We start from the raw sequence: 22228 nt of genomic DNA, 5'->3' as shown, positions 1-22228 counted from the left end.
TCATCCCCTGACATGAGTTTTCTACTGCCTGGATGCCTGATGCTGACTGCACTGCTGTTCGATCTCGACGGGACCCTTACCGACACCGACACCCTGCATTTGCAGGCCTTCCGTCAGTTGTTGCGCGACCATGACGGCCGTGAACTGACCCAGGCCCAGTTCGATTCGCAGATCAGTGGCCGGGCCAATGGGCCATTGTTTGCCGAGCTGTTTCCAAACGCCGGCGCGCATGAATGCCTGGCGCTGGCTGATCGCAAGGAAGCACTGTTCCGCGAGCTGGCCCCTGCCCTTGAACCCATGCCGGGCTTGCTGCGCCTGCTGGACTATGCCCAGGCGAGCCGTATCGACATGTGCGTGGTGACCAATGCACCCCGGCTCAATGCCGAGCACATGCTCAATGCAATGGGCCTTGGCGCACACTTCGAGCATGTACTGGTGGCCGAAGAGCTGGAACGGCCCAAGCCTGACCCGCTGCCGTACCTGACCGGCCTGCAGCGCCTGGGGGCAACGGCCGAGCAAGCGCTGGCGTTCGAGGATTCGTTGCCGGGCGTGAACGCGGCGAGCGGTGCCGGGATCTTCACCGTGGGGGTGGCGACTACACAGACGGCAGAACGGCTGATGGCTGCGGGGGCCAGGCTGGTGGTGGATGATTTTGACGATCCACGGTTGTGGGAGGTCATTGAAGCGATGCAGTGTGGCGATTGAGCCTCATGGTGTGACTGGGGTGGCGCGGCGCACAACCATTCGTCGCAGCAACTGGGCCTGATGTCGATCTCACCCCGCCCCGCTCGACCACACTTGAACCCCCGTGCGGAGTCACCCTCATGAACCCTCAAAAGCCCGATATCGTCTCGCGCAGCCAATGGCTGGCCGCCCGCCGTCAGCTATGGCTGCATGAAAAGGCCTTCACCCACCAGCGCGACGAGCTGGCCGCCGCCCGCCGCGCCCTGCCCTGGGTCAAGCTGGAACAGCCCTACCGTTTTCAAGGCCCGGACGGCCAGCTGAGCCTCGCCGACCTGTTCGCCGGGCGCAGCCAATTGCTGGTCTACCACTTCATGTTCGCCGAAGGCTGGAGCGAAGGTTGCCCAGGCTGCTCGTTCCTCGCCGACCATTTCGACGGTGCCAACCTGCACCTGGCGCATCACGATGTTTCGCTGGTCGCCGTTTCGCGTGCCCCCCACGCTGAGTTCCAGGCATTTCGCCAGCGCATGGGCTGGCGTTTTCCCTGGTACTCGTCAAACGGCAGCAGTTTCAATGAAGATTTCGGCGTCAGTGTCGCCATTGGAGGCAACAGCCAATACAACTACGAACCCTATACCGGCAACGAAAGCGAGCTGCCTGGGTTGAGCGCCTTCTACCGGGACCCGGGCGGCACAATCTTTCATACCTACTCCACCTATGCCCGCGGGCTCGACATCCTGGTCAATACCTACAATTTCCTCGACATCGCGCCATTGGGGCGCAACGAGGCAGGCACCATGGATTGGGTGCGGCATCACGATCGCTACGAAGGCCAGCCCGGCAAACCTCATTGCTGCCATGACTGAACACGCCACAGTGCCGCCTGTGCCATGGCTGAACAGCCCAGGCGGCACAATGGCTGCAGTTCGGCAGAATACGGCCATACTTGAGCCCGTCGCCCTTGCATTACAGGCCCCCCATGCTCAAGCGCTTGCCCATGTTCCACCTACGAACCCTGGTTGTCGGCATTGTCGTGCTGGCGTGCCTGGCAACCCTGTGCAACACCCTCGCTGTCGCCTACCGGGTGCAGCACCGCGCCTTGGTAGACCTTGAGCTGAAGGCCAACCAAGCCTATGCGAGCAAACTGGCATCGGATATCAACGAGTTCCTGCGCTCGGCACACAACCACCTGTCCTACACCGCCGGGCAACTGGACGGTGGCCTGGACGACATGACCATGCTGAAAAAGGAAGCCAAGCGCCTGCAGGTGCAGGACAAGGACTTCAACTCCATCGTCATCGTCAACGCCCAAGGTCAGGTGCTGGTGGCTTATCCGAACATTGAACAGGTCACCAGCCACCACCAGCACTCCGGTGAAATCCGCCAAGCCGTGCAAGCCCGTCAGCCGTGGGTCAGTTCCGCGTACACCTCGCGCGCAGGCGAACTGGTAATATTCGTTTCGCAGCCGGTCTTTGCCGCCGATGGCCGTTACCTGGGCATTGTCGGCGGTTCGGTGTTCCTCAAGAAAGAAAGCGCACTGCATACGTTGATTGGCCTGCACTACCAGCAGGACGGTACCTTCGCCTTCGTCGCCGACGCCAATCGACGCCTGCTGCACCACCCCGACCATGCGCGCATTGGCACCCAGGTCAGCAGCAGCCCGACGATCAGCGCGGCCTTGCGTGGCGAGGCAGGCACCCTTGAAGTGCCCAACTATATCGGCGTTCCCATGCTCGCAGGCTTTGCCCCGGTGCCTGAAGCGCACTGGGCAGTGGTGGTCCAGACACCGCGGGATCTGGCCTTGGCACCACTGGGCGAAATGACCCGCAAAGTGCTGCTTTATATCCTGCCGGTCAGCATTATCGGCTTGCTGTTGATGCTATGGATGACCTACCGCCTGACCTTGCCGTTACGCCAACTGGCACACAGCGCCAGTCACCTGTCCGCCACCCAGACCGGCGAACAGCTGCGCCGTATCGACGCGTGGTACGTAGAGGTCGCAGCCATCCGCCGCGCCTTGCTGACTGGGGAGCAATTGCTGCAGGAAAAATTCGGCAAGCTGCGCCAGCAGGCTCAGAGTGATGCCCTCACCGGCCTTGCCAACCGGCGTGCCATGCAGCTGGCGCTGGATGCCTTGATGCAAAGCTCTAGAGCATTCGCCGTGCTGGCCCTGGACATCGACCACTTCAAACGGGTCAACGACACCTTTGGCCACGATGCCGGCGACGAGGTGCTCAAGCACCTCGCCGAGCTGCTGCGTCACAATTCACGCCAGGATGACCTGCCCTGCCGGGTCGGCGGCGAGGAATTCACCATGCTGCTGCCGGACACTGGCCTGGCCGATGCCCGGCGCATTGCCGAACGGATACGCAGCGCAGTCGAACAGGCTGACTCACCCCATGTGGGCAAGCTTAGCGTGTCGATTGGCGTAGCCTGCCGCCGGCCCGATACACAACAGGCCGACAGCGTGCTCAAGCAAGCCGACGAGCAGCTATACAAGGCCAAGCACAGCGGCCGCAACCGCGTCGAAGTGCTTGACCTCAGCCCCTCACCCCCAGCATCCCCCGCTCCACGATGAAATCGATCACCGCCTGCAGGCCCTCGCCTTTCTTCAGGTTGCTGAAAGTCCAAGGGCGCTCCGGGCGCATACGCTGTGTATCGCGCTCCATCACCTCCAGCGAGGCGCCGACGTAGGGCGCAAGGTCGGTCTTGTTGATCACCAGGAAATCGGACTTGGTGATGCCGGGGCCGCCCTTGCGCGGGATCTTCTCGCCTTCGGCGACATCGATCACGTAGATGGTCAGGTCGGCCAGCTCTGGGCTGAAGGTAGCACTAAGGTTATCGCCACCGCTCTCCACGAAGATCACTTCAAGGTTGCCGAACTTGCGTGCCAGCGCTTCCACTGCTGCAAGGTTCATCGAGGCATCCTCGCGAATGGCGGTGTGCGGGCAGCCACCGGTTTCGACGCCAACGATGCGCTCGGGCTCCAGGGCGCCAGCCTCGGTGAGGATGCGCTGGTCTTCCTTGGTGTAGATGTCGTTGGTGACCACGGCGATCTGATAGTGATCACGCATGGCTTTGCACAGGCATTCGAGCAGCGCGGTCTTGCCGGAGCCGACCGGGCCGCCGACGCCGACGCGCAGGGGTTGCTGATAGCTTTGCATTAAGGCAGTCCTCAAGAACGGAACAAACGGGTGTATTGGGTTTCGTGACGCGATGATGCAATGGCCAATAGCGGCAGGCCGCCACCGAGCTGGTCGTCGCCAAGCGCCAGGGCCTGGTCGATGACGCCGGGCAGTATCTCGCCCAGGTCGCGCAGCAGGGTCTGGGCCGCCTGCTGGCCGAAGGGCACCAGTTTGACCCCAGCCATGACCGCGCCCTCCAGCCAGGCGAAGGCATGCCCGAGGGCAAGCTGGCGCAACGGGATCGACCAGTGCACGGCCAGCCAGGCCATGCCGCCCAACTGGCTGAGCTCAAGGCTTGGGCGCCAGGCCGGGGCCTGGCCCAGCTGCCAGCCATCGAGCAAGCGTGCCAGGGCCGCGCCACGCTGCTGCTCTTCCAGGCGCAGCTCGGCGGTTTCGCGGTTGGCCAGCAGAAAGCGGCTCCAGCGCGCAAACGCGTCGGCATCATCGGCCTTGCACGCGTGGTACAGGCGCGCCAGCACCGGCCAGTCCAGGTAAGCGAGGGTGTCGTGCATCTGCTCGCGCTGCCAGGCGCTGAAGCTTTTGATGTCACGCACCCAACCCGCCTCGACGGCCCACTCAAGGCCCTGTGAGTAGGTAAAGCCACCCACCGGCAAGCCGGGGCTGGCCAGCTGCAACAAGCGCAGCAGTGCCAGATCGCTGTTCATCAACCGGCCAGCACAACAGCGGCGCCGGCAAGCATGCCGCCACCAAAGGCTTTCTGCAGGGCGCTGTGGCGGCGCAGCAGGCAACCGACAGCGAAGCCCACTACCAGCAGCAAGCCGCTCACGGTGACGAAGCCGGCGCTGAACAGCCAGAAGGCGCTGGGTGTGGCTTCCACGCCGTGGGCCCAGCCATGGAACAGGGCAAACACCGGCATGGCCAGCGCCAGCAGCAACTGCCGGCTAGGCAGCAGTACGGCAACGCCAGCCACCAGCACCGACACGGCGATCATGGTTTCCATGCCCAGCACATCACCGAACAGGTGGCCGCATAGCGCACCAGCGAACATTGCTGCCAGGGTTGCCAGCGGCAAGGCCAGGTTGCGCCGGGTCAAGGCCGCCAGTACGCCGGTCCCCAACAGCATCAACAAGTGGTCAAGACCGGTCAGCGGATGCAGCAGGCCATCGTGCAGCGGGTTGCTGTCATGGCCCGGGTGGGCGAAGGCCGGCAGCGCAACCAGCAGCAGGGCAAGGGCAAGCGTTTTTTTCATTGTGGGCTCCAAGGGGCAGTTCAGGAGTGGGCTGGCAGGCGCACGAAGGGGTGATCATGCGCATGGCTGTGGCTGTGGCTATGCGGTGCGCTCTGGTAGGCACCGGCTTCCGGCTCGAACGGCGCCTGCTCGGCCTCGACCGTCAGGCCCAGGCCGCGCAGCATGTCGTCGAGCACGTGGTCGTGCTGGTAACGCAGCAGGCCCGGCTCGATCTGCAGGGGGACGTGGCGGTTGCCCAGATGGTACGCGGCACGCGTCAGCAGGTGCGGGTCGCTGCAGCGCACGGTCGATACTGCCTCGGGCGCTGCGAGTACGCGCACCACCTGGCTGCCGGCGGCGTCGGCCAGCAGTTCGCCACCGCGCAGCAGGTGGCCGCGTTCGAGCATCAGGCCGGCCTCGCGGCCATCGTCGAGGGTTACGCGCAGGCGGCTCTTGATACGGCTGTCGACGTCCAGGGTAACGGTGCCGGTGATAGTGTCGGATGCATCGATCCGGCGGTTCAGGACAATCATCTTCGCTCCTTCAGAACAGGAAATAACGCTGGGCCAGCGGCAGTTCGCTGGCCGGCTCGCAAACCAGCAGTTCGCCGTCGGCGCGCACCTGGTAGGTCTGCGAATCGACTTCGATCACCGGTTGCAAGGTGTTGTGGACCATGTCGGCCTTGCGCACCCGGCGGCAGCCGTGGGCCACACCGATCAGGCTCTGCAAACCCAGTTCGTGGGCCAGGCCACGGTCCATGGCGGCCTGGGGCAGGAAGGTCATGCGCGTGGCATGGCGGGCCGCACCGAGCGCGCCGAACATGGGCCGGTAATGCACTGGTTGTGGCGTCGGGATCGAGCCATTGATGTCGCCCATGGGCGCTGTGACGATCATCCCGCCCTTGATGACCAGCGCCGGCTTGACCGCGAAGAAAGCCGGCGACCACAGCACCAGGTCAGCCAGTTTGCCCACCTCCACCGAACCCACCTCATGGGCGATACCATGGGTGAGCGCAGGGTTGAGGGTGTATTTGGCGATGTAGCGCTTGACCCGGAAGTTGTCGCTGTAGCTGCTGTCCGGTGCCAGCGGGCCACGGCGCACTTTCATCTGGTGCGCGACTTGCCAGGTGCGCACCACCACCTCGCCGACGCGCCCCATGGCTTGGGAGTCGGACGAGGTCATGGCGAAGGCGCCCATGTCGTGCAGGATGTCCTCGGCGGCGATGGTTTCACGGCGGATGCGCGATTCGGCGAACGCCACGTCCTCGGCGATGCTCGGGTCCAGGTGGTGGCAGACCATCAGCATGTCGAGGTGTTCATCGACGGTGTTGACCGTATAGGGCAGGGTCGGGTTGGTCGAGGACGGCAGCACGTTAGCCTGCCCCGCCGCGCGAATGATGTCGGGTGCATGGCCGCCGCCGGCCCCTTCGGTGTGGAAGGTATGGATGGTGCGATCACCGATGGCGGCCAGGGTGTCTTCAATGCAACCGGACTCGTTGAGGGTATCGGTGTGGATCGCCACCTGGATGTCCATTTCCTCGGCGACGCTCAGGCAGCAGTCGATGGCTGCCGGGGTAGACCCCCAATCCTCGTGCAGCTTCAGGCCCACCGCGCCTGCAGCGATCTGCTCGCGCAGCGCTTCAGGTCGCGAAGCATTGCCCTTGCCCAGCAGGCCGATGTTGATCGGCAGGCTGTCGGCCGCCTGGAGCATGCGCGCCAGGTACCAGGGCCCCGGGGTGCAGGTGGTGGCGTTGGTACCGGTGGCCGGCCCGGTGCCGCCGCCGATGAACGTGGTGACGCCACTGGTCAGCGCCTCTTCCACCTGCTGCGGGCAGATGAAGTGAATGTGCGAATCAATGCCCCCGGCGGTGACGATCTTGCCTTCGGCCGCGATCACTTCGGTGCCCGGGCCGACCGGCACGGTGACGCCCGGTTGCACGTCAGGGTTGCCGGCCTTGCCGATGGCAGCGATGCGCCCGTGCTTGACGCCGATATCGGCTTTCACGATGCCCCAGTGGTCGATGATCAGGGCGTTGGTCAGCACCAGGTCCATGGCCTGGGCTGCAAGCATCTGGCCCTGCCCCATGCCGTCGCGGATGACCTTGCCGCCGCCGAACTTGACCTCTTCGCCGTAAACCGTGAAGTCCTTCTCGACCTCCACCCACAGGGCAGTGTCGGCCAGGCGCACGCGGTCGCCGACGGTAGGGCCGAACATGTCGGCATAGGCCCGACGCGAAATGCGGCTCATGCCTGGCCCTCCAGCGCACCCATCACTTTGCCCTGAAAGCCATACACCTCGCGCTTGCCGGCGTAGGCTACCAATTGCACGGTACGCGCCTGGCCCGGCTCGAAGCGCACGGCAGTGCCGGCCGGGATGTCGAGGCGAAAGCCGCGGCTAGGCTCGCGGTCGAACACCAGCGCCTCGTTGACCTCGTAAAAATGGTAATGCGAGCCCACCTGCACCGGCCGGTCGCCATGATTGGCCACTTTGACACTGACCGTTGCACGGCCGACGTTGAGTTCGATGTCGCCGGCGGCGACCTGGATTTCACCTGGGATCATGCTGGGCTCCTCGGCCAGGTCAGACGATGGGGTCATGTACGGTCACCAGCTTGGTGCCGTCAGGGAAGGTGGCTTCGACCTGCACGTCATGGAGCATCTCGGGAACACCGTCCATAACCTGATCGCGGCCGATCACTTCGCGGCCCAGGCTCATCAGCTCGGCTACCGTGCGGCCATCACGGGCGCCTTCGAGCACGGCGGCACTGATCAGCGCCACCGCCTCCGGGTAGTTGAGCTTCAGGCCACGGGCCAGGCGCCGTTCCGCCAACAGTGCGGCGGTGAACAGCAGCAGTTTGTCTTTCTCTCTCGGGGTTAGCTCCATGGCGCTCTCTCAGGTGGCCCAGATGCGCGGCGGGCACGCCGGCAGGCCGAGAACGGCCGGCCGCAGCACGTGCCAGAGGCGCTGCAGGGTGTGTTGCAGATGTTGGTTGTCGTGGTCCAGCAGGCGAATCACCAGCAGCGAACCCAGCAAGGTGGCGCCGGCGGGCGTTTTCAGTTCCTCGAGCAGAGGCCGCACCCTTTCCAGCACGGATGGGTCTGCCGGGGACGCACAGAAGGTAGCGAGCAACGGGTGGCCGCCGAGCTTGTCGAGCTGGCCACCGGTGATGCGCAGGCGTTCGCACAAGCCAGGCTCGTCGGGCAACTCGATGCTCAGACGGCTGTCCAGCGCGCCCTGATCGAAACACTCGCCCATCACCGGTCGGCCCAGGCATAGCGTTTCCCAGGCCAGCAGGCGGGCACCGGGCTCAAGGGTGAAGCGGCTGTCGAGGCTGGCGCGAGCACCGGAAAAGAAAATGCTGTCCTGGGGCAGCCACTCCAGGGTGCTGCCCGCTTGCAGATGGAAACGTTGGGTCAGCCACGCAGTTGGGCCGATACTTCGATAAAACTTGCTGGCGCCGGGCATGGTCAGCAATGCATGGCTGCCAGGCTCTAGCTGAATATCCAGCTCCAGGCGGTCACCGGCAACGATGCCGCCTGGCGGGTGCAGCACATAGACGTGGCACGGCGCACCTTCCGGGTAGAACGGCCGCTGCACCAAAAGCGGGCCGAAATGGCGGCGCGCACCAAGACGAGTCACGCCAGCACGCTCGACAAAGCGCAACTGCAGGTGGGCGCTCCAGCCTGCATCATGTTCAGATTGTTCGACGCGCTCCGCCAGCAACATCCTATAGCCCCTAATATCCACGGCCTGGTGGCCGTCAAGAGGATCACCGCCGCGCACTGAGGTGCTGCAGGCCTGACCACTCGATCAAATTCGATTGGCTGGGATATAGCAGTTTGCGGGCCAACTACGCAGGTGAAGCCAGATGAAATATATTGCGCGAGGCTCTGGCGTGGGGCATGCCGGGTAATGACGCACGACACGAGGGCACTCATAAGCCCTGTTTCAGTGCTCGAATCTGCCAGAGTAATCCGCGCGAACAAGACAGCTCGCCGCGACAATCAGTAGACTGGCAATCCACTTGAGTACCGCCCACGGCCAAGGAACCGCCATGCCTCTCGCCCCTGCCATCCCCATCCTGCGCATTTTCTCGGTCGAAAAGGCCAAGGAGTTCTACCTCGATTTCCTCGGCTTCACCCTGGACTGGGAGCACCGCTTCAGCCCGGACCTGCCTTTGTATGCGCAAATCCACCGCGAAGGCCTGGTCCTGCACCTGAGCGAGCATCACGGCGACGCGTGCCCAGGCTCGACGGTGTTTGCCCGTACCGACGAACTGCTGGCGCTGGAACGTGAACTGCTCGACAAACAGTATGGTTACGCCCGCCCACAGGCCGAGCGCGTCGACTGGGGCCTGCAGCTGCAGATACGCGACCCGTTCGGTAACCTGTTGCGTTTCTGCCAGCAGGTCGATGACGAGGCCGCGCAATGAAAGCACTGGGCAAACGCGAACTGGCGCGCCTTGAGCGTGAACTGGTGGCGTGCCTGACCGACGCCTGCGAAACGGCCAAGGCGCAAATCATCGGGTTCAGCTGGCTGACCCATCGCCTGGACCCTGATCAGTTCCCTGCCAGCTTGCGCATTACCTGGGTATTCGAGCGCGAGGTCGACAAGGCCGCAGCGCTGGCGGGTGATGCGAAGGTACGCATGCTCAAGCTGACGGCCCAGGCGCTGGACGAGGCAGGTATAAGGCTGGATCACCCAGCATGGCATGTGCGCTTCGACAGTGAAGAAGCCTGCGAACGAAGCCACGCAGGCGACTGGAACAAGCGCTTGCAGGGGCGTTGAGGCCAACCGGCGAGCGGTGATTTACCTCCCCTCGCCTTTGCGCTAGGCTCTTGCATCTCACTACAGGAGGTATTCGTCCAATGCGCCATTGATGCCGCCGTCCCTTCGACGGCCAGCCTTCAGCCTCTGGTTTGCTCCGGAGATGTCGCGGCATGAGTGGAGTTGTGCATGACGAATACGTCGTTCTTGACGCTGGACAGCGTCTCCCTGGTTTTGCCCAATGGCAAGCCACTGTTTACCGACCTCAGCGCGTGTTTTGACCAACGCCCAACCGGCATGGTCGGGCGTAATGGCGTGGGCAAAAGCCTGCTCGGGCAGATACTCGCCGGCCAGCGGTTGCCCAGCAGCGGCCGCTGCTCGCGCCATGGCAGGGTTCATCACCTGGACCAGCAAGTGATCCGGCACAGTGCCACCGTCGCCGATCTAGCCCAGGTCGGGCAGGTGATCGCTGCGTTGCAGAATATCGAAAAAGGTAGCATCGACCTTTACGATTTCGACACGGTGGGCGATCAATGGGACATTCGTGAGCGGCTGCACATCCTGCTGGATCGCCACGGCCTGGGTCACCTCACCCCCGATTACCCCGCTACCGACCTCAGCGGCGGCCAGGCTATGCGCGTCGCCCTGCTCGGTGCCTGGCTCAGCGATAGCGATTACCTGATCCTGGATGAGCCCAGCAACCACCTGGACAGCGAAGGCCGCGCTCAGCTCCTGGCCATGATCACGGCTTGGGACCGGGGCTTGCTGGTTATCAGCCATGACCGTAGCTTGCTCGAACACATGTCGCGCATCGTCGAACTGTCGAGCCTTGGCTTGCAGGCATTCGGGGGGCCTTACAGCTTCTATGCCCAGCGCAAGGCCGAACAGCGCGAACAGGCTCAGCAACAACTGGTCTGCGCAAAGCATGAGCGCCAACTCACCGCCAAAACGTTGCACGAACAACGGGAGCGCCTTGAACGCCACCAGTCACGTGCCAGCCACCACGCCAAGCACGCCAACCAGGCCAAGATACTCATCGACCGCCAGCAGCAACGTAGCCAGGCCACGGCTGGCAAACAGCGTCGCAATCACAACGATGCCCTGCAGGCCCTGCAAACGCAGGTGCAGGAAGCGGCGCGCCAGGTAGAGCGCGACAGCGCGATCATTCTTCATGCGCCAACACCTCAATCGCACCCTGGTCGTGAAGTGCTGGCACTGCAGGGGCTTGTGCTGCCTCGCGGCAGTACCGAACCGATCGACCTGCACCTTTGCCTGGGCCAACGGCTCGGACTGGTCGGTCCCAACGGCAGTGGTAAGTCAACACTCCTTCAGGTGCTGTGCGAAGCGCTGCCCATCCAGGCCGGCAGCGCTCGGATGAGCGGCGAAGTCGCGATGCTCGACCAGCACTGCAGTTCATTACCTGGGCAGCAGACCGTTCTGGCACACCTGCGCGAGGCTAACCCGACACTGCCATCCGGCGTTCTGCGCATACGGCTGGCTCAACTAGGCCTCGATGCCGCACGCATCGAGCTGCCGAGCAGTTTGCTCAGCGGCGGTGAGCGGCTCAAGGCAGCGCTGGCTGGCGTGCTTTATCGCAAACGCGGCGTGGACCTGCTGTTGCTCGATGAGCCCGGCAACCATCTGGACCTGCCGTCGCTTGAAGCGCTGGAGGCCATGCTACGGCAGTTTCAGGGGGCGATGCTGGTGGCTTCCCATGATCCAGTGTTTCTCCAGCAACTGGCGCTGGACGCTTACCTGCACCTGCCATCGGCGTCACCATGAGCCAGATAGCCGCCAATTCGTGACTGGCCGTTCCCGATCCGCAGCGGATGTATTATCGTGACGAGGTGCGCATATAACAGCAGCCCGAGCGATCGGGCACTTGCAAGACAATCGAGGGTGTCATGAGTAACGAAAGCATTAACTGGGACAAGCTGGGTTTCGACTACATCAAGACCGACAAGCGCTACCTGTCCGTATGGCGCAATGGTGAGTGGGACAAAGGCACCCTGACCGAAGACAACGTGCTGCACATCAGTGAAGGCTCCACTGCCCTGCACTATGGCCAGCAATGCTTCGAAGGCCTGAAGGCCTACCGCTGCAAGGACGGCTCGATCAACCTGTTCCGCCCTGACCAGAACGCCGCCCGCATGCAGCGCAGCTGCGCCCGCCTGCTGATGCCGCACGTGCCGACCGATGTGTTCATCGAGGCCTGCAAGCAAGTGGTCAAGGCCAACGAGAAATTCGTCCCGCCACACGGCAAGGGTGCCCTTTACCTGCGCCCATTCGTGATCGGCACCGGCGACAACATCGGCGTGCGCACCGCCCCCGAGTTCATCTTCTCGGTATTCGCCATCCCGGTTGGCTCGTACTTCAAAGGCGGCATGAAGCCGCACAACTTCCAGATTTCCAGCTTCGACCGCGCCGCCCCGCAAGGCACCGGCGCCGCCAAGGTCGGCGGCAACTATGCAGCCAGCCTGCAGCCAGGCGCTGAAGCCAAGAAGGCCAACTTCGCCGACGCCATCTACCTCGATCCGCTGACCCACACCAAGATCGAGGAAGTTGGTTCGGCCAACTTCTTCGGCATCACCGCCAACAATGAATTCATCACGCCGAAATCGGCCTCGGTACTGCCAGGCATCACCCGCCTGTCGCTGATGGAACTGGCGTCCTCGCGCCTGGGCCTGACCGTGATCGAAGGCGACGTTGAAATCAACAAGCTCGACCGCTTCATCGAAGCCGGTGCCTGCGGTACCGCCGCGGTGATCACCCCGATCGGTGGCATCGAGTACAACGGCAAGCTGCACGTGTTCCACGACCTGGAAAAGGTGGGCCCGGTCACCCAGAAGCTCTACAACGAGCTGACAGGTATCCAGAGTGGCGACGTCGAAGCGCCAGCGGGCTGGATCGTCAAGGTCGCCTGAGCCATCGCGCCACGCTGAACCACGGGGCATGCCAGACGCTGGCATGCCCCTTTTTTGGCTGAACGTTCCGGCGCCATCGCCGGCAAGCCGGGCCCCACAGGGAATGCGTCATCTTTAGACATTGAGCAAGACGGTTTTGCCCCGCAACAAAGAAACTGCAGCCAGATGAATTTTTCTTAAATTCCCGGCAGTCTATTCTTTGGCACAATCAAGCCTCCACTAGACGCCCAGGAACCAGCATGCCACGCGTACTGACCATCGAAGACGACGCCGTCACCGGCCAGGAAATCGTCGCCGAACTCACCAGCCACGGTCTGGAAGTGGATTGGGCAGACAATGGCCGTGAAGGCCTGGCCAAGGCCATCGGCGGCGGCTACGACCTGATCACCCTGGACCGCATGCTGCCTGAGGTCGATGGCCTGACCATCGTCACCACCCTGCGCAACCTGAAAATCGCAACGCCCATCCTGATGATCAGCGCACTGTCCGACGTCGATGAGCGTGTGCGAGGCCTGCGTGCCGGTGGCGACGACTACCTGACCAAGCCATTCGCCTCCGACGAGATGGCCGCACGGGTGGAAGTGCTGTTGCGGCGCAATAGCGTGCCGATGACCCAGACCCGACTGCAGGTCGCCGACCTGCAACTGGACCTGATCAGCCATGAGGCCCGCCGCGGCGAACAGACGCTCAACCTGCTGCCCACCGAGTACAAGCTGCTGGAGTACCTGATGCGCCATAGCGGCCAGGTGATCACGCGGATGATGATCTTCGAGGAAGTCTGGGGGTACCACTTCGACCCTGGCACCAACCTGATCGATGTGCATATCGGCCGCCTGCGCAAGAAGATCGATGCCCCCGGGCAGTCGCCGCTGATCCGTACCGTACGGGGCTCCGGCTATGCCATTGCTGAACCCGTCTAAGGGCTGGAGCTCCTCGACCAGCCGCCTGCTGGCGCTGTACAGCTTCCTCTTCGTGGCCTGGAGCAGCATCCTCATGGGGGTGCTGTACTTCGAGGTGTCCAGCTACCTGAACAAGCTGACCCGCCACTCCATGCTGCAGCGCCAGCACCTGTTCGCGCACATGAGCGGCAAGCAGCTGGACGACGCGCTGATCGCCAGCCAGGCGTTCGAGGAGCGCGCCTTTGATGCCTACGGCCTGTTCGACGCCCAGCTCAACCCGATCGGCGGGCGTATCCGTGCAATTCCGCCGGAACTCGGGCTGGACGGCAAGGTGCATGAACTCGAGCGGTGCCTGGACGCCGATGACCCGCACATGCCGCGTGACAGCTGCGACGCGGTGGCAATCAAGGTTCAGGACGGCCGTTGGCTGGTACTGCTGCGCGACAACGGCTCGTTGTTCGTGGTGACACGCATCATCCTGCACGCCTTGCTATGGGGCATATCGCTGACACTTATCCCTGGCTTCGCCGGCTGGTACCTGCTGCGCCGCAGGCCTTTGAAACGCATTCGGGCCATACAGGCGCAGGCTGAACTGATTGTCGCCGGCGACCTCACCCACCGCCTGCCGCTGTCGGCCCGGCGCGACGAGCTGGACATGCTGGCCGCCATCGTCAACGCCATGCTTGACCGGATAGAACGGCTGATGCATGAGGTCAAGGGCGTGTGCGACAACATTGCCCACGACCTGCGCACACCACTCACCCGCCTGCGTGCACAGCTGTACCGCATCCGCCAGCAGACCGGGCTGGACTCGGCACAAGCCGAGGCACTGGACCAGGCCATCGGCGAAACCGATACCCTGATGGCACGTTTTCGCGGCCTGTTGCGCATCAGTGAACTGGAGGATCGCCAGCGCCGCGCCGGCTTCGTTCAGCTGGACCCGCGTGAGCTTCTGGTGGAGTTGCACGATTTCTACCTGCCCCTGGCCGAAGATGGCGGTATCCGCCTGCACCTGCAACAGCCTGAGCACTTGCCGGCGCTGCATGGGGACCGTGAATTGCTGTTCGAAGCGCTGGCCAACCTGGTGGGCAATGCCATCAAGTTCACGCCAGAAGGTGGCCAGGTGGCCATTACGGCTACGCAGGACGAAGCAGGCGTGCATATCGCTATCGAGGACAGTGGGCCTGGGATTGCGGAAGAAGAGCGCACTGCCGTGCTGAAGCGCTTTTATCGCAGCGAGGAAGGCCACCGCCACCCGGGGTTCGGGCTGGGTTTGTCGATCGTTGCGGCGATCGTCGACCTGCATGGGTTTGGGCTGGAGGTGGGTGACAGTGAGCTGGGTGGGGCTAAGCTGGTGTTGCATTGCCCGTTGCCGGGGTTGCCCAGGTAAAAGCGGGGGCTGCTATGCAGCCCATCGCCGGCAAGCCGGCTCCCACCACGACAGCACAACCTTCAAGCCCTGCGCAATACCTTTCGCCGGCTTGCCGGCTCTCACTACGACCGCGCAACCTTCAAGCCCTGCGCACTACCTGTGGGAGCCGGCTTGCCGGCGATGGGGCCGCAAAGCGGCCCCTTCACATCATCAGTCAGCCAGACGCCAGGTAGTCGCGCCCTTGCTGTCCTCCAGCACCACACCCATGGCGGTCAGCTGGTCGCGGATACGGTCGGATTCTGCCCAGTTCTTATCGGCACGCGCCTGCAGGCGCGCCTGGATCAGTGCTTCCACTTCAGCCGCATCGACCTTGCCCTCGGCCCCTGCACGCAGGAAGTCATCGGCCTCCAGCTGCAATACACCCAGCACATCACCCAGCTCACGCAGGCGACCGGCCAGGCCGGCAGCCGCATCCGGGTCGCTGTCGCGCAGGCGGTTGATTTCGCGCACCAGGTCGAACAGCACGGCGCAGGCTTCGGGGGTGCCGAAGTCGTCGTTCATCGCCACGCTGAAGCGCTCGACGAATGCCTCACCACCCTTGGCCGCCACACGTGGCAAGCCACGCAGGGCGTGATAGAAGCGCTCCAGGGCACCCTTGGCATCACGCAGGCTGTCTTCGGAGTAGTTGATGGCACTGCGGTAGTGGCTGGCCACCAGCAGGTAGCGCACCACCTCCGGGTGATACACGTCGAGCACGTCACGGATGGTGAAGAAGTTGTTCAATGACTTGGACATTTTCTCGCCATTGATGCGGATCATGCCGCAGTGCATCCAGGCGTTGGCGTACTGCTTGCCGGTCGCCGCTTCACTCTGGGCGATTTCGTTCTCGTGGTGCGGGAACTCCAGGTCGCTGCCGCCACCGTGGATGTCGAAGCTCTCGCCCAGGCAGCAGGTGGACATCACCGAGCACTCGATGTGCCAGCCCGGACGGCCAGGGCCCCAGGGCGAATCCCAGTACGGTTCGCCCGGCTTGACGCCCTTCCACAGCACGAAGTCGAGCGGGTCCTGCTTGGCCTCATCGACCTCGATGCGGGCACCGATGCGCAGGTCCTCGATCTTCTTGCGCGACAGCTTGCCATAGCCGACGAACTTGCCGACCCGGTAGTACACGTCGCCATTGCCCGGCGCGTAGGCGTAGCCCTTGTCGATCAGGGTCTGGATCATCGCGTGCATGCCGGCGATATGGTCGGTGGCACGCGGTTCCTGGTCCGGCTTGAGGATGTTCAGGCGCCGTTCGTCCTCATGCATCGCATCGATCATGCGGGCCGTCAGCGCGTCGAACGTTTCGCCGTTCTCGTTGGCCCGGTTGATGATCTTGTCGTCGATGTCGGTGATATTGCGCACGTAGGTCAGCTCATAGCCGCTCTTGCGCAGCCAGCGGGTGACCAGGTCGAAGGCCACCATGCTGCGGCCATGGCCCAGGTGGCAATAGTCGTACACGGTCATGCCGCACACATACATGCGCACCTTGTTGCCATCGAGCGGCTTGAAGACTTCCTTGGTTTTGCTCAGCGTGTTGTAAATGGTAAGCACGGTGGTTCCTTAGCTGCCCCAGGAGTCACGCAGGGTGACGGTGCGGTTGAACACCGGGCGGCCCGGCTGGCTGTCCTTGAGGTCGGCGCAGAAGTAGCCTTCGCGCTCGAACTGGAAGCGGTCTTCAGGCTGCGCCTGGCCCAGCGACGGCTCGGCACGGCAGCCGGTCAGCACTTGCAGCGAGTCCGGGTTGATGTTGTCGAGGAAGCTGGCGCCCTCCTCGGCCTTTTCCGGGTTCGGCGAGCGGAACAGGCGATCGTACAGGCGCACTTCGCATTCGACACTGGCGTCTGCCGGCACCCAGTGGATCACGCCCTTGACCTTGCGGCCCTCGGGGTTCTTGCCCAGTGTGTCCGGGTCGTAGGAGCAGCGCAGCTCGACGATGTTGCCCTCGGCGTCCTTGACCGCTTCGTCGGCGCGGATCACGTAGCTGCCGCGCAGGCGCACTTCACCGGCCGGTTCCAGGCGCTTGTAGCCCTTTGGCGGCTCTTCCATGAAATCGTCGCGGTCGATGTACAGCTCGCGGGCGAAGGGCAGCACGCGCACGCCCATGTCTTCCTTGGGGTGGCGCGGCAGCTCGAGCTGCTCGACCTGGCCTTCAGGGTAGTTGGTGATGACCACTTTCAGCGGGCGCAGTACGCACATGGCGCGCGGCGCGGTGCGGTCGAGGTCGTCACGGATACTGAATTCGAGCATCGACATGTCGACAACACCGTCGGAGCGGTTGGTACCGACCATTTCGCAGAAGTTGCGGATCGAGGCCGGGGTGTAACCGCGACGACGGAAGCCCGACAGGGTCGACATACGCGGGTCGTCCCAGGCACTGACGTGCTTCTCGTCGACCAACTGCTTGAGCTTGCGCTTGGAGGTGATGGTGTAGTTCAGGTTCAGGCGGCTGAACTCGTACTGACGCGGATGCGCCGGTACCGGCAGGTTGTCCAGGAACCAGTCGTACAGCGGCCGATGGCCTTCGAACTCCAAGGTGCAGATCGAGTGGGTGATGCCTTCGATGGCATCGGACTGACCATGGGTGAAGTCGTAGTTGGGGTAGATGCACCACTTGTCACCGGTCTGGTGGTGGTGGGCATGACGGATGCGGTACAGGATCGGGTCGCGCAGGTTCATGTTCGGCGAGGCCATGTCGATCTTGGCGCGCAGCACGCGCTCGCCATCCTTGAACTCGCCGGCCTTCATGCGCGCGAACAGGTCGAGGTTCTCTTCGACGCTGCGCTCACGGAACGGGCTGTTCTTGCCTGGCTCGGTCAGGCTGCCACGGTAGGCCTTGGCCTGATCAGGGGTCAGGTCACAGACATAGGCCTTGCCACGCTTGATCAGTTCAACGGCCCAGTCGTGCAACTGGTCGAAGTAGTTCGAGGCATAACGCACGTCGCCGGCCCAGTCGAAGCCCAGCCATTTGACGTCGCGCTGAATGGCATCGATGTACTCCTGGTCTTCCTTGGCCGGGTTGGTGTCGTCGAAGCGCAGGTGACAGACGCCGCCGAACTCCTTGGCCAGGCCGAAGTTGACGCAGATCGACTTGGCATGGCCGATGTGCAGGTAGCCATTGGGCTCCGGCGGAAAACGAGTGACGATGCTGCTGTGCTTGCCCGAGTCCAGGTCGGCCTGGATGATCGGCCGCAGGAAGTTCGCAGGGACGGCGGGGGCGCCTTTGGCAGCGGCGTTGGGCGCGTTGTCGGCAGTGGGCTTGCTCATAGGATCCTTGAATGCACGTGTCCGGCCTGGGTAGGCCGATTGAATCAAAGGGCCTATCATAGCCGAAGCAGTCAAGCTGCTGACAGCCAGGCTCGGACAAACTGCCGTGATTTTATCGCAGCTTTTTGTCGCGGCCTGGCAAAATGGCCAGTGCGCGCCATGTGTCGCGGTCGCCCGATCCTGCGTCAGGTGACTACAGGCGCACTGCGCACCCTAATTCCCGAATGCCTTGAAAGAGCGAATTCCAGCATGTCCAAAGTCAAACTGACCACCAACCACGGCGTTATCGTCCTGCAACTGGACGCCGAGAAAGCGCCGCTCACCACGGAAAACTTCGTTCAGTACGTCAAGGACGGTCACTACGATGGCACCGTGTTCCACCGTGTGATCAAGGGTTTCATGATCCAGGGCGGCGGCTTCGAGCCGGGCATGAGCCAGAAGAAAACCCGCGCCAGCATCCAGAACGAAGCTGACAACGGCCTGAAGAACACCAAGTACAGCATCGCCATGGCCCGCACCATGGAGCCGCACTCCGCCTCGGCCCAGTTCTTCATCAACGCCTCCGACAACGACTTCCTCAACCACAGCGGCAAGAACACCCAGGGCTGGGGCTACGCGGTATTCGGCGAAGTGACCGAAGGCCGTGAAATCGTCGACGCCATCGAAAAGGTCGCCACCGGTTCCAAGGCTGGCCACCAGGACGTACCAAAAGACGACGTGATCATCGAGAAAGCCGAGATCGTTGAGTGATACTGCTGATCTCTGATCTGCATCTGCAAGAAGAACGCCCGGACATTACCCGGGCGTTTCTTGATCTGCTCGACGGCCGCGCACGCCATGCCAAGGCGCTGTACATCCTCGGCGACTTCTTCGAAGCCTGGATCGGCGACGATGCCATGACGCCGTTCCAGCAGTCGATCTGCCAGGCCGTGCGCCAGCTGAGCGACAGCGGCACCGCCGTGTACCTGATGCACGGCAACCGTGACTTCCTGATTGGCGAGGCTTTCTGCAAGGCCGCCGGCTGCACCCTGCTGGCCGACCCCAGCGTGATCAGCCTGGGCGGCGAGCAGGTTTTGCTGATGCATGGCGACACCCTGTGCACCCGCGACATCGGTTACATGAAAATGCGCCGTTATCTGCGCAACCCGTTGAGCCTGTGGATTCTGCGGCACTTGCCGCTTGCCACCCGGCAAAAGCTGGCGCGCAAGCTGCGTAACGAAAGCCGTGCACAAACGCGCATGAAGGCCACCGAAATTGTCGATGTCACACCAGAAGAAGTACCAGCGGTGATGGCGGCACATGGCGTGAAAACGCTGGTGCATGGCCACACTCACCGGCCGGCGATCCACAAGCTGGTGGTGAACGGGGAGCCTGCCCGGCGCATCGTGCTGGGCGATTGGGACCGTCGCGGCTGGACCCTGCAGGTGGATGCGCAGGGCTTTCAGCTGGAGCCGTTCGAGTTTTCCTGAAACTGATAGCTTCGCCATACCGGCCTCATCGCCGGCAAGCCGGCGCCTACAGGTACGCCACTATCCTTGATACCTGTGGGCCGGTTTGCCGGCGATGAGGCCGGTACAGGTTTGTAACTTAAGGCTGGCTCGCCACTGCCCCCTTGTCCCGCTCACTGATCACATACTGCCGATACTCGGGGTCAGCCTTGATTTGCGCCTCGGTGAACGGGATGTGCGCCAACTGCTTGGCCGAGAACGCTTTGGTCTGGTCGCTCGCATGCGCCGATGCGGCTTCGCTGGACTGCGAGAAGGCCAACAACCCGCGCGCCTGGGGCCCCTTATCGGTGAAGCTGACCAGTTGCAAGTAACTGGTGCCACTGACCACCAGCCGCTTGCCCGGCCCATGCGGGACGCTGTAGATCGCGTTATACACCCCCAAGCCCTGCGGGCCGCCCGGCACCGGTGTGCCATCGGCCGCCTGCTGGATCTGCCCCCAACGGCTGCCTTCAGCAACGCCGGCTTTGGCTACCTGCTGCAGTGAGGCCAGCGCCGCTTCGCGCAGCAACTTGCGCACCGCCGCCTGCTCCACTGCCAACCCACGCGGCGTGTGTTGCGGGTCTGCCGGGTCGAAGGCCACACGCCAGCTTTGCGGATACCTGGCCAAGGCGTCGACGATGTTCTGGAAGTGCACCAGGCCAATGCCGCTGTTCAGGTCAGCCTTGCCATCCCAGCTCGCCAGGCTCGTACACAGTGCCTGCAAATCGGCCTCAGCGCCTTTGCACCATTGCAACAAGTCTGGAAGCACCAGGCTGGCCAGGTAGACCTCGTCATCCATCACCATACGCTGCAGGTCCTCCATACCCAGCTTGGCCTTGCCTTGCAGGCGCTCCAGCGCGAAGCGCCCGCGCATGCCCAAGGGCTGGTCGCTGCGGCTGATCAGCGGCGAGTACCCCGTCAACGGCTGGGCGGGGTTGGTCATCCATGCCGGATCGTTGGAGCTTTGCACAAAATCGTTGCGCGCAAGGCTGGGCAACAGATGCGCCGGGAAGATGCCAGGCTGCGCTGCCTGTGCATCGACCTTCCACTGGCAGGCGCTGCGCGAACCGTCGAGCACCACCAGCGGCCCTTGCGCCGCCGGGTTGCTGCACTGGCTCAGCAACTGCTGGTCCACATAAGGCACCACCGACTGGTTAAGGTACAACGCCTGGCCACCGGCATCGACGGCCAAGGTATTGACCCAGGGGATGCCCTGCAACTGCTCGACCGAGCCCTTCAGTGCCGCCAGGCTATCGGCACGGTTGATGCGATACCACTGCTGCAGCACGCGGGTATTTTCCAGATTCGCGTCGCGCAGGCTGTAGGCCGCTTTGCTGTCCCAGTCCAGGCGCCCTGGCCACTGCACCACGGGCCCGAAGCTCGAACTGTAGACCTGGCGCTGCACTTGGCTCAGCGTGCCATCCTCAGCCTTGACCGTGACACTCACAGCCTGGCGCGTCAGCGGCAGGGACTTGCCATCGAGCAGGTAGCGGGTCGGATCCTTGGGGTCCAGTTGCAGTCGGTAGAGGGTGAAGTGTTTGGACGTATCGACCGTGTGGGTCCAGGCCAGGTGACGGTTGAAACCGATGTTCACTACCGGCAAGCCAGGCAGTGCGGCGCCCATGACGTCCAGTCGGCCAGGGATGGTCAGTTGCATCTGATAGAAGCGCATCCCGCCCATCCAAGGGAAATGCGGGTTGGCCAGCAACAGCCCGCGGCCGTTGGCCGAACGCTCCGCACCCACTGCAACGGCGTTGCTGCCGCGCTCCGAAGCGAAGCGCTGTTGCTGGGCAAGTGCCTCGCCAAACGTGGGCGCTGCCTGCTGGCTCGCCAACTGCGGCGGCCGGGCAGCCGCCAGCGCTTCGGCGAACTGGCCCAACCCACCCTCAGCCAGCAGACGGCGGGTCAGCTTGACCAGGTCCAGGCTGGTGATCGGCCGCAACCACTGACCATCCCCGCACTCTGCCGGCAGCCCTTGGCTACGACGCTCGGCCAAGGCGCGGTTGAAACCACTGGCATAGCCCTCCAGCAAATCACGCACCTGAGCAGGTTGGGCCTGCAGGAAGCTGTTGACCGCAGTCGGCGTATTGAACCAGGTGAAGAACAGGTCGCTGGTCAGGTTATCGCGCTGCTCGAGGGTTTTGCCCTGCGCGCCAAAAAAGCGCGAACGTTCACCGTTGACCGTCAGCACTTCATTGGCCAGCAGGCACAGATTGTCTTGGCCATAGGCATAACCGATGCCGTAACCCAGGCCGCGCTCATCCTTGGCCACGATATGCGGCACGCCGAAACTTGTACGGCGAATTTGCGCAGTGGCATCAGACTTGGGTTCCAACGCCTGCGCGGCCATGCTGGAGACAACCAGCGCGGCCGCAAGGCCAGCGCAGGTCATGGGACGTGAAATTGAGAGCACGGGCA

The 22228-nt window shown here is 63.3% G+C and carries 22 protein-coding genes; 11 read left to right on the top strand and 11 right to left on the bottom strand.

Features of this window, described 5'->3' with window-relative positions; translation table 11 throughout:
* Window positions 1-39 precede the first annotated feature (39 nt).
* The 3 genes from ACMGF5_RS20805 to ACMGF5_RS20795 all read left to right on the top strand — a co-directional run bounded on the left by ACMGF5_RS20805 (window position 40) and on the right by ACMGF5_RS20795 (window position 3259).
* Window positions 40-705 carry an HAD family hydrolase gene (locus ACMGF5_RS20805; protein WP_174141488.1) on the top strand — a complete coding sequence of 222 codons (666 nt, stop codon included), beginning with the start codon at window positions 40-42 and terminating at the stop codon, window positions 703-705.
* 119 nt (window positions 706-824) lie between these two features.
* Window positions 825-1547: a DUF899 domain-containing protein gene (locus tag ACMGF5_RS20800; RefSeq protein WP_237858318.1), complete on the top strand. Its 723-nt coding sequence runs from the start codon at window positions 825-827 to the stop codon at window positions 1545-1547.
* A 131-nt stretch (window positions 1548-1678) separates the two neighbouring features.
* Window positions 1679-3259 carry a diguanylate cyclase gene (locus ACMGF5_RS20795; RefSeq protein WP_414157148.1) on the top strand — a complete coding sequence of 527 codons (1581 nt, stop codon included), beginning with the start codon at window positions 1679-1681 and terminating at the stop codon, window positions 3257-3259.
* Here the strand turns inward: ACMGF5_RS20795 and ureG are convergent.
* From ureG to ACMGF5_RS20755, 8 genes are read right to left on the bottom strand one after another with little or no spacing between them, the layout of a single operon-like run.
* A complete protein-coding gene (gene ureG, locus ACMGF5_RS20790) occupies window positions 3222-3845 on the bottom strand; it encodes an urease accessory protein UreG (RefSeq protein ID WP_119688944.1) in 624 nt (207 codons plus the stop codon). The two genes, ACMGF5_RS20795 and ureG, sit on opposite strands and share 38 nt — an antisense overlap.
* An 11-nt stretch (window positions 3846-3856) precedes the next feature.
* Window positions 3857-4531 carry an urease accessory protein UreF gene (locus ACMGF5_RS20785; protein ID WP_046787699.1) on the bottom strand — a complete coding sequence of 225 codons (675 nt, stop codon included), beginning with the start codon at window positions 4529-4531 and terminating at the stop codon, window positions 3857-3859.
* Window positions 4531-5076, bottom strand: coding sequence for a HupE/UreJ family protein (locus ACMGF5_RS20780; RefSeq protein WP_046787700.1), 546 nt, complete (start codon window positions 5074-5076; stop codon window positions 4531-4533). The genes ACMGF5_RS20785 and ACMGF5_RS20780 overlap by 1 nt, the downstream gene beginning before the upstream one ends.
* A gap of 20 nt (window positions 5077-5096) precedes the next feature.
* Window positions 5097-5588 carry an urease accessory protein UreE gene (gene ureE, locus ACMGF5_RS20775; RefSeq protein WP_119688943.1) on the bottom strand — a complete coding sequence of 164 codons (492 nt, stop codon included), beginning with the start codon at window positions 5586-5588 and terminating at the stop codon, window positions 5097-5099.
* Between the two features lie 10 nt (window positions 5589-5598).
* Window positions 5599-7302 carry an urease subunit alpha gene (gene ureC, locus ACMGF5_RS20770; RefSeq protein ID WP_414157147.1) on the bottom strand — a complete coding sequence of 568 codons (1704 nt, stop codon included), beginning with the start codon at window positions 7300-7302 and terminating at the stop codon, window positions 5599-5601.
* Window positions 7299-7616, bottom strand: a complete 318-nt coding sequence (locus tag ACMGF5_RS20765) for an urease subunit beta (protein WP_039602758.1) — start codon at window positions 7614-7616, stop codon at window positions 7299-7301. Before ACMGF5_RS20765 ends, ureC begins: the two co-directional genes overlap by 4 nt.
* A gap of 19 nt (window positions 7617-7635) precedes the next feature.
* The gene (locus tag ACMGF5_RS20760) at window positions 7636-7938 is read right to left on the bottom strand and encodes an urease subunit gamma (protein WP_046787702.1); all 303 of its coding nucleotides are present in this window, start codon (window positions 7936-7938) and stop codon (window positions 7636-7638) included.
* Between the two features lie 9 nt (window positions 7939-7947).
* Window positions 7948-8781: an urease accessory protein UreD gene (locus ACMGF5_RS20755; RefSeq protein ID WP_414157146.1), complete on the bottom strand. Its 834-nt coding sequence runs from the start codon at window positions 8779-8781 to the stop codon at window positions 7948-7950.
* 328 nt (window positions 8782-9109) lie between these two features.
* Here ACMGF5_RS20755 and ACMGF5_RS20750 point away from each other — a divergent pair, with 328 nt between their 5' ends.
* The 6 genes from ACMGF5_RS20750 (at window position 9110) to ACMGF5_RS20725 (ending at window position 15035) form a co-directional block, all read left to right on the top strand.
* Window positions 9110-9487, top strand: a complete 378-nt coding sequence (locus ACMGF5_RS20750; RefSeq protein ID WP_119688940.1) for a glyoxalase superfamily protein — start codon at window positions 9110-9112, stop codon at window positions 9485-9487.
* Entirely contained in the window at window positions 9484-9843 is a 360-nt protein-coding gene (locus tag ACMGF5_RS20745) for a hypothetical protein (protein ID WP_119688939.1), read from the top strand. Before ACMGF5_RS20750 ends, ACMGF5_RS20745 begins: the two co-directional genes overlap by 4 nt.
* 168 nt (window positions 9844-10011) lie before the next feature.
* A complete protein-coding gene (locus tag ACMGF5_RS20740; protein WP_414157145.1) occupies window positions 10012-11604 on the top strand; it encodes an ATP-binding cassette domain-containing protein in 1593 nt (530 codons plus the stop codon).
* A gap of 122 nt (window positions 11605-11726) precedes the next feature.
* Window positions 11727-12746 (top strand): branched-chain amino acid aminotransferase, encoded by a 1020-nt coding sequence (locus ACMGF5_RS20735; protein ID WP_039602754.1) that lies wholly within the window; start codon window positions 11727-11729, stop codon window positions 12744-12746.
* 239 nt (window positions 12747-12985) lie between these two features.
* Entirely contained in the window at window positions 12986-13666 is a 681-nt protein-coding gene (locus ACMGF5_RS20730; protein ID WP_046787707.1) for a response regulator transcription factor, read from the top strand.
* Complete coding sequence (locus ACMGF5_RS20725) at window positions 13644-15035, top strand: sensor histidine kinase (RefSeq protein ID WP_125923038.1); 1392 nt, start codon at window positions 13644-13646, stop codon at window positions 15033-15035. The genes ACMGF5_RS20730 and ACMGF5_RS20725 overlap by 23 nt, the downstream gene beginning before the upstream one ends.
* A 192-nt stretch (window positions 15036-15227) precedes the next feature.
* On the opposite strand, the gene cysS is transcribed toward ACMGF5_RS20725, so the two are convergent.
* Together cysS and ACMGF5_RS20715 are read right to left on the bottom strand one after the other, a co-directional pair.
* Window positions 15228-16610, bottom strand: coding sequence for a cysteine--tRNA ligase (gene cysS, locus ACMGF5_RS20720; RefSeq protein ID WP_039603150.1), 1383 nt, complete (start codon window positions 16608-16610; stop codon window positions 15228-15230).
* Between the two features lie 9 nt (window positions 16611-16619).
* Window positions 16620-18323, bottom strand: coding sequence for a glutamine--tRNA ligase/YqeY domain fusion protein (locus ACMGF5_RS20715; protein ID WP_115275025.1), 1704 nt, complete (start codon window positions 18321-18323; stop codon window positions 16620-16622).
* 249 nt (window positions 18324-18572) lie between these two features.
* On the opposite strand from ACMGF5_RS20715, the gene ACMGF5_RS20710 reads away from it, so the two are divergent.
* Together ACMGF5_RS20710 and ACMGF5_RS20705 are read left to right on the top strand one after the other, a co-directional pair.
* Complete coding sequence (locus ACMGF5_RS20710) at window positions 18573-19073, top strand: peptidylprolyl isomerase (protein WP_039603152.1); 501 nt, start codon at window positions 18573-18575, stop codon at window positions 19071-19073.
* A complete protein-coding gene (locus ACMGF5_RS20705; RefSeq protein WP_115275026.1) occupies window positions 19070-19792 on the top strand; it encodes a UDP-2,3-diacylglucosamine diphosphatase in 723 nt (240 codons plus the stop codon). The genes ACMGF5_RS20710 and ACMGF5_RS20705 overlap by 4 nt, the downstream gene beginning before the upstream one ends.
* A gap of 118 nt (window positions 19793-19910) precedes the next feature.
* On the opposite strand, the gene ACMGF5_RS20700 is transcribed toward ACMGF5_RS20705, so the two are convergent.
* Complete coding sequence (locus ACMGF5_RS20700) at window positions 19911-22202, bottom strand: acylase (RefSeq protein WP_414157870.1); 2292 nt, start codon at window positions 22200-22202, stop codon at window positions 19911-19913.
* Window positions 22203-22228: the final 26 nt, after the last annotated feature.

This window comes from Pseudomonas sp. BNK-15 (genome assembly GCF_047456105.1).
Taxonomy (GTDB): domain Bacteria; phylum Pseudomonadota; class Gammaproteobacteria; order Pseudomonadales; family Pseudomonadaceae; genus Aquipseudomonas; species Aquipseudomonas putida_E.
This window is presented reverse-complemented; position numbering and strand designations above follow the sequence as displayed.